Origin of the sequence: Donghicola sp. (assembly GCF_025210255.1) — a bacterium.
Classification (GTDB): Bacteria; Pseudomonadota; Alphaproteobacteria; order Rhodobacterales; family Rhodobacteraceae; genus Donghicola; species Donghicola eburneus.
Genome location: NZ_JAOARZ010000029.1, coordinates 209455 through 216152 on the forward strand (window position 1 = coordinate 209455; position 6698 = coordinate 216152).

The window sequence follows — 6698 nt, forward strand, 5'->3', positions numbered from 1 at the left end:
GTGGATTTTCTCGGTTTCTGGGCCAAACTCGCGCAAGTCGCAGGGCAACTCGCCCAAAAGTCGCTGAGATGAGCGCGACTCTATCTTACTGTTTTTATTATAGTATTTACCCAAGTCGCCAACTCGCTCAAGATTGGCAATTCTATATTTAGTAAGGGTCAGTCCTGACCCGCCCTTCTCAGGATTTCATCACGGATATTTTGCTGTTGGAGCCCATGGCAAAGATGCTCGGGGTTTATGCATTGCCGATTATGACAGCGATGCCGAACAACGTCCTGCCGACTAGGGATCAAGGCAGCATATACCCAGTAGAGATACTGATAGGCCCGCATCCGGCGACCTCGAACGCGAACCCGACACGGCTCTTTTCCTGCAATAATCAGACATCCCTGATCGTCATATTCAGCCTTTTCAAGGATACCTTTGAGGCTCCTTAGACACTTATCTTGCGCCAAGAGTTCATCATACCACCAAATACGGTCTTCAGTTTGAGGGCGCTCGATCCAATCATCAGCCGCGAAAGCAGCGAGGTTTTCCCCCGCCGCCTTCGTGATCACTGCTACATCAGCTTCGTTCATTTCTTGATCTTTGCGATCTTCGCAAGCATCGCCTCTTCTTCCTTCTCCTCTTTCGCCCAATATTCGTCGTACTCCACAACCTCTTGGGCAGATATCGCGTCAACCGTTGACCACTCCGCATCTAACGCTGGTTCGAGAACGTTCTCGAAGTAGCTTGAGACCTTCATCTTGGCTCCGTCGCTGCCGATGATTATCCCTCGCTCGACCTTCACCCCCTTCGGCGCATAGTAGCTAGCAGTTTTCTCTCCCTTCCAAGCCGCGCGATCCTTTTTCCAGCCTATCTCACTGAACAGGTGCTTGGCGGCATTGCCACGTCGAGAGCAAATCTTCTCCATCACCCGATCAACCATCTTCGCAGGGATGAAGTTCAGCCCATAGTGATCAACGAACTCCCGAAGCTGTACCGCATCAACGTCCGCCGAATAGTCCTGAATATCCCTCATGATCTCGGTGGCATGGCGGCCCACATCCAGCGAGTTGGCATCGAAGTCAGCAGAGAGCTTTCGTTCCATCAGCCAGCGATATAGCCCCGCAAGCTTTTTAGGATCGTCATACGTAGCCTTCACTTTGCCCACCAGTGCTCGGAACTCTTCGTATCTAGCAGCGCCATTACACCCGTCATGGTCGATATCGATCACATAGAACCGGCGATCCCCTTGCTCTAGCCACACCGGTTTATGGTTTGATGTGAACATGAGACAGGTTTTGTGCACCAGTGGCTCAGCATCCTTACCCTTCGCCTCCACAAGCATCTCATCCTCGGTGATGATGGTTTTAAGCTTGTTAGCTGCGTCAGACCCCTGCCCGACCTTCACTTCTTCGGCGTAGATGAACTTCTTTGTTAGAGCGGGCTTATTAAAGCGCTGGACGAGCTGTTGGACCCCTTGGAGCTCTGCCGTATTCCCCGTCCCGAACAGCGCCTTGCAAATCCCTGCGAGCGTTGACTTGCCGGTCCCATGCTTGGCTGAGTAGAGGAAGATCGCCCAACGGGGCTTCTCGCCTTCGTGCTGGAGCGACCACGCCAGCCAATCCGTGAGCATCTGGCGCTCATTGTCATTCGGCATGATCCACGCGAGGTACTCCTCAAACATTGATCCATCTGCGATCACATCTGCTTCGGAGCGGTACTCTGGTGCGACCCAAGTATTGATCGTCACCATCCCCTTTTCCCAGATGAGCCGATCAGTGTTTCCCGGCTTGCAAACCTGAGTCCCGTTCCAAATCGGAAAGCTCTGGTTCTTACGGTAACCATTCGCCCCCGTCAGCATGTCTCGCACTTCTTTGAGGCTGCTTTTGCTCCATCGAACATGGGAAAATTCCTCAGTGAGCCGCGTCGCAATGACACTCGCGATGTCAAAGAGCGTGAAGCGTCGGCTCAGATCATCCGTGTCGTAGAAGCGGTTTTCTTTCTGTACGTACCACTGGCTAGCGACTCGATATATCTCAGCTTTCTGCTTCCGTAGCGTCTCCTCCTCTCCTGCAATCTGTTTGTTTTCAATTACTTCAAAGTCTTCCTTTTTGTTTTGCATCGTCATGGTGGGATGTCCTTTTCTAAAATTTTGGCATAAAAAATCCCGCCGAGCTGAATGCTGAGCGGGTTGCCGAGAGTGATAATAATTTTGTTAAATTTGCTTGAGATCTGTTGGGTGGAGAGTGTGTTCGCTGAACTTTCGATCCTAAAATGTGACCATCGATGTCGCGTCTCTCGCATTCATCCCTCCTCGATCTCTGAGCGATTTCCTTACTAAATCAGTTTGAATAAAAATACAATCAAAAATTCGTAGCAGGATCATGCTTTGTTCTTTTGGTGGGTATGCCAAACTTTTTCCATGGCCTGCCCCATGACCGAGAGCGCGTAGCCCTTACCGTAGTTCGCGGCGACCGAATTCTCGCTATGACCAAGGATCGCCCGTGACAGGTGCTCCGGGCAATCCGTGTTCCGTAGCCCGTCTTTCATGGTGTGTCGCAACGAGTGGATGGTCTTCTTCTTGTCTTCGATCTTCGTTCGTAAGCGCTTCATCAGCATGGCAGAGGCACGATCATTTCCACGCTTCGCCGAATACTTCGCGAAGACCGGATCAGCGGCGCTCAAGCCCTCAATGCGCTTCGTCAAACAATTCAGCGCCTCAGGGCTTAATGGTACTTCTCGATCACTGCCCTTGGTCTTCAGCCCACGCAAACCATTAGGGCGGATCAGCAGGCTTTGGGTCTCTAACTTGATGTCCTGCACCTGTAGGCCCACCACCTCCCCCAGACGCGCTCCAGTGTCCCGTAAGACAACGAATAGGTCCAAGGCATCTGCGCTGCTTGTGAAGGCGTCTCGTGCCTCTCTGAGCTCCTCAGGCTCAAAGGGAAGCCGATCTTCTTTGCCAGCCCCTGCCCCATGCACAGGCAGCTTCGCGAAGACGTTCGAAATACCAAGCTCCTCCTCAACGATCACATAGTTCACAGCAGCCTTCAGGATGTTCATGTTCCGAAGAACAGAATTGGGAGCCATGCTTCGAAGCAAATAATCCCGGAGCGTTGCTGCATCCTTCCTTCGAATGTCCCCCAGAGGCTTGTGGGCGAACACTGCAGCACCAAGAGCCTGAGAAATCGCCCGCGCCAATCGCTCTACGCGCTGTTCTTCGCTCTTGGTGTCTTTGCCACGATCCCGCTTCCCCTGCAGGTACAGGTAAAACACGCGCTCCAACGTCATCGGGATTTCTTCGAGCCTGCCTGACCGAATCTGATCTGCGACCTCCTGGGGAACACGATGCTCGATCTTATCAGCCAGTTCTTCCAGATCGTCTTGCACATCATCTGGATAGACAAGGTACTGACCGCGTCCATCCTCAGCCGGAATCAAGACGCCGCCCTCATCAACCATCTCAGCAACGCGGGAACCAAGCTGTGACGAGATTATTGCTCGGGCTCTCTCAGATGGATGGGTCATACTCTCGACCCTAAAAATCTCTTCGATTTCCCTGTGAGCGATGGGCCGTTTGGCGAGCATTTCCTCGTAGGTACGCCCTAAACTCCGATAAAGAGTTTTCTTGCCGAGATACGGCCAAAGCTTCTTCGGAACGTTTCTTTTGTACCGATACGATCCATCTGCGCGTTCGAATACGTACTTGGGCAGCTTTTTATTGGACACCGAAGACCTCGCTTTCTAGGAAACGAGGCTAACCAGAAGAGACAGAACTGTCCCGCCCGAAAGTGACCTCTCTGGTCAGATTTCGACGTAAAATGGTCCACAAAGTGGTCCGAAAATGGTCCCTGTAAATTCAGCAACCAATGGTTTCTAAATGTTTTCTTGAAGATACTTGAGAAGAAGTGGTGCCGGTAAAGGGACTCGAACCCCCGACCCCATCATTACGAATGACGTGCTCTACCAGCTGAGCTATACCGGCACTTCTTCGGTGGACCCTATTGATCCGCGTGGAGTGCGATTTAGCATCGGCGCACTCCACGGAAAAGACCTATTTTGAGGTCTCTTTTTGCTCTTTTTCGGTCTCGATGACCTCTGCTTCCTCGATTGTATCGGCTTCTGCAGTCGGCTCGCTCGCGGGAACAATGGCGTTCTCTGCAGGAGCTTCGGGCGTCCCAACGATCAAGGGCAGCATTTCGGCGTTCAGGCCGGTGGTCGACAGCATCTGAGCAGGGGGCTGGCGCCATGCGAGTGTGTCAAAGCCTTTGCAGTGCTCGCAGATCGGAACCCATTCGTTGTGGATATGATTACAGTTGTCACAAATCCACGACTCACCACGGGGCGCAGTCACAGCACGAGCCAACCATCCGCGGACAACGGCGTCTTCGGCACCTTCGCCACGTTCGATAGCCGCCATCAGCGTCAGTGTACGAGTGTTAGGCATCTCTTGCGCAAGATCACCCAAGGCGCGGCGTGCGGCAGGGAAATCTTCGGCAGCGATGTTGAGTTCTGCCAAGAGCTGCTTGGATTCGACATCATCTGCGTTCTTACCCAGCAGAGTGCCGAAGCGCTTGAGGCGCTGTTGGGGCGTTTCGTCGGGCTCAATTTCGGCAAAGACGGCTGCGAGATCGGGATGCGGCTGCACTTCCCAAGCTTTTTTCAGCACGCGAACGGCGTTCCGCTTCTTGCCCTTTTCGATATAACCACGCGCGGCCATGCAGGCAGCGGGGATCAGATCAGGCGACAGGCGGTTTGCTTCGATCGCTTCTTCGCGGGCCTCGATCGAGGTCTCTTCTGCAATCAAATCCTTGGCTTCGGACAGCGCCAGTACGGCGTCACGACGCTTGTGAACGTCACGGGGCAGGGCGCCAGTCTTCAGCTTGGTGGCCAAAGTTTTGCGCGCGCCTTTCCAGTCATGGTTTTCCGACTGTAGGCGCAGCAGAACATCCTGAGTTTCTTCGTGCTTGGGCTTCAGGGCGAACGCAGTCTCGGCCAGTTTCAACGCTACCTCGTTGTTCCCTTCGGACAAACGCTGTTTCATCAGACCGCGCACACCGACGAAACGGGTGCGATTGTCCTTGAGCAGTTCTTTGTAGACCTTTTCGGCGGTTTTCTTGTCACCCATCATCTCGGCCGCTTGGGCCGTGATCAGATTGGTAAGTTCAGGACGGTTCAAATATTTGTCCGCCTGATGCGCCTTATTCATAGCTTCGCGCCCCTCGCCAGAAGCAAGAGCCAGCATGCCGTCGGACAGCGCCTTAAATCCTTTGCGCTCTCGATTCCGGCTGAAATAACGGGTCACCGCGGTTTCATCGCCATTGATAAAGCGCACAATCGCGACCAGCAGGCCCAGCAGTTTCAGCAGAATCCAAACCGCGATGATCAGCAGGATCCCTGCGATCACGGATTGCAGCGCACCGAGGGTGAATTCCATGCCACCAAAGGCAATCTGAATGCCGCCGTTGGCTTCCATGAGGTAACCAGCGGACAGGGTCAGCGCGGCGACAATGAGTACGAACAGGATAATTTTAGCAAGCGACCAGAGCATCGGGCGGGCCTCAGTTATTCAGGGTTTGTGCAAGCGAATCGGCCGCTGCGAGAGCATCCTGACGCGTGCGCGCCATTTCGATCCACGGGGCCATCGCGGGCTGCGCGACTTCGGGCAGACCGTCGAGTTCCGCGAGCGCATCTGTCAAACGCGCCTCTTTCAGTGCTGCCTCGGCACGGCTGAGGATCGCATCGGTTCCGTCACCTTCTTTGGGCTCCAGAGAGCGGGCGCCAAGCTGATTCATCAAGAATGCACTCACGCGATCCGCTGCGCCCCCATCAGCCGTCTCGGCGCGGGTGTCTGCCAGCGCCTCTCGGGCGTGGGCGGGGTAGGCGTCGATCAATTGTGTCAGGCTCGGAATCCCGTCCGCCGCAGGACCAGCGAGCGATGCGGCAATATCTGCACCAGTGTTCGCGCGCAGATCAGCCAGAGCCGTTTCATAGGGCGCGCCAGCATCAAGGGCTGACTGCACCCGTGTAAAAGCAGCGCGTGCCATCGCCTGACGAGAGGTTTCCTCGGCTGCGGCTTCGGCTTCGACGGCCTCTTTGGCCATGTTTTCGATTTCTTCTTTCTGTGCGGCCACTTCCTGACGCAGGTTATTCACCTCGTCTTCAAAGGCCGAAACAGCTGCATCGCTTGCCGCTTCGACTGGGCGCTGCTCCATGTCGGTCATTCGCTGTTCGAGTGCGGCGAGCGCCTCGGTCAGGCGGGTGTCGAGCGATTGGAGGTTTCCTTCGACCGAGGCAATGCGCTCTTCGATCGCGCTTGTGTCAGGCGTTGCAGGCACTGCGTTCGCAAGTTCGTCGATCCGCGCGGACAAGGCTTCCTGAGCAGCAGTTCGCTCAGCTTCGCTTTCTTCGAACTGAGCGGCGAAGTCTCCGTTCGCGCCAGACGCCGCAAACGGGCCGGTCTGGTAGTAGTAAGAAGTTGCGCCAAACCCGATGGCCGCCGCTGCGACACCGCCAAGGAGCATGGGGAAAAATCCGCCCTTCCGCTCGACCACAGTTTCTTTGATGACTTCTTTCGGAGCCTCGGTGGGCGCCGCTTCGGTCATGTCGATTTGCTCTTCATGCATCTCGACGGCTTCGGCTTCGGCTTCGGCTTCGGCTTCGGCTTCGGCTTCGGCTTCGGCTTCGGCTTCGGCTTCGGCTTCGGCTTCGGC

General features: G+C 54.9%; 5 protein-coding genes and 1 tRNA gene. All 6 read right to left on the bottom strand.

What is annotated here, in order from left to right:
* Positions 1-158 precede the first annotated feature (158 nt).
* On the bottom strand, positions 159-578 hold the full coding sequence (locus tag N4A58_RS14840; RefSeq protein WP_293710907.1) for an HNH endonuclease: 420 nt from the start codon (positions 576-578) through the stop codon (positions 159-161).
* Entirely contained in the window at positions 575-2113 is a 1539-nt protein-coding gene (locus N4A58_RS14845) for a DUF5906 domain-containing protein (RefSeq protein ID WP_293710909.1), read from the bottom strand. The genes N4A58_RS14840 and N4A58_RS14845 overlap by 4 nt, the downstream gene beginning before the upstream one ends.
* 254 nt (positions 2114-2367) lie before the next feature.
* On the bottom strand, positions 2368-3714 hold the full coding sequence (locus N4A58_RS14850; RefSeq protein ID WP_293710911.1) for a tyrosine-type recombinase/integrase: 1347 nt from the start codon (positions 3712-3714) through the stop codon (positions 2368-2370).
* A 180-nt stretch (positions 3715-3894) separates the two neighbouring features.
* Positions 3895-3970, bottom strand: a tRNA-Thr gene (locus N4A58_RS14855).
* A gap of 69 nt (positions 3971-4039) precedes the next feature.
* Positions 4040-5536 (bottom strand): heme biosynthesis HemY N-terminal domain-containing protein, encoded by a 1497-nt coding sequence (locus tag N4A58_RS14860; protein WP_293710913.1) that lies wholly within the window; start codon positions 5534-5536, stop codon positions 4040-4042.
* A gap of 10 nt (positions 5537-5546) precedes the next feature.
* Positions 5547-6698: DUF6674 family protein (locus tag N4A58_RS14865; protein ID WP_293710915.1), on the bottom strand; the 1152-nt coding region annotated here is incomplete at its 5' end.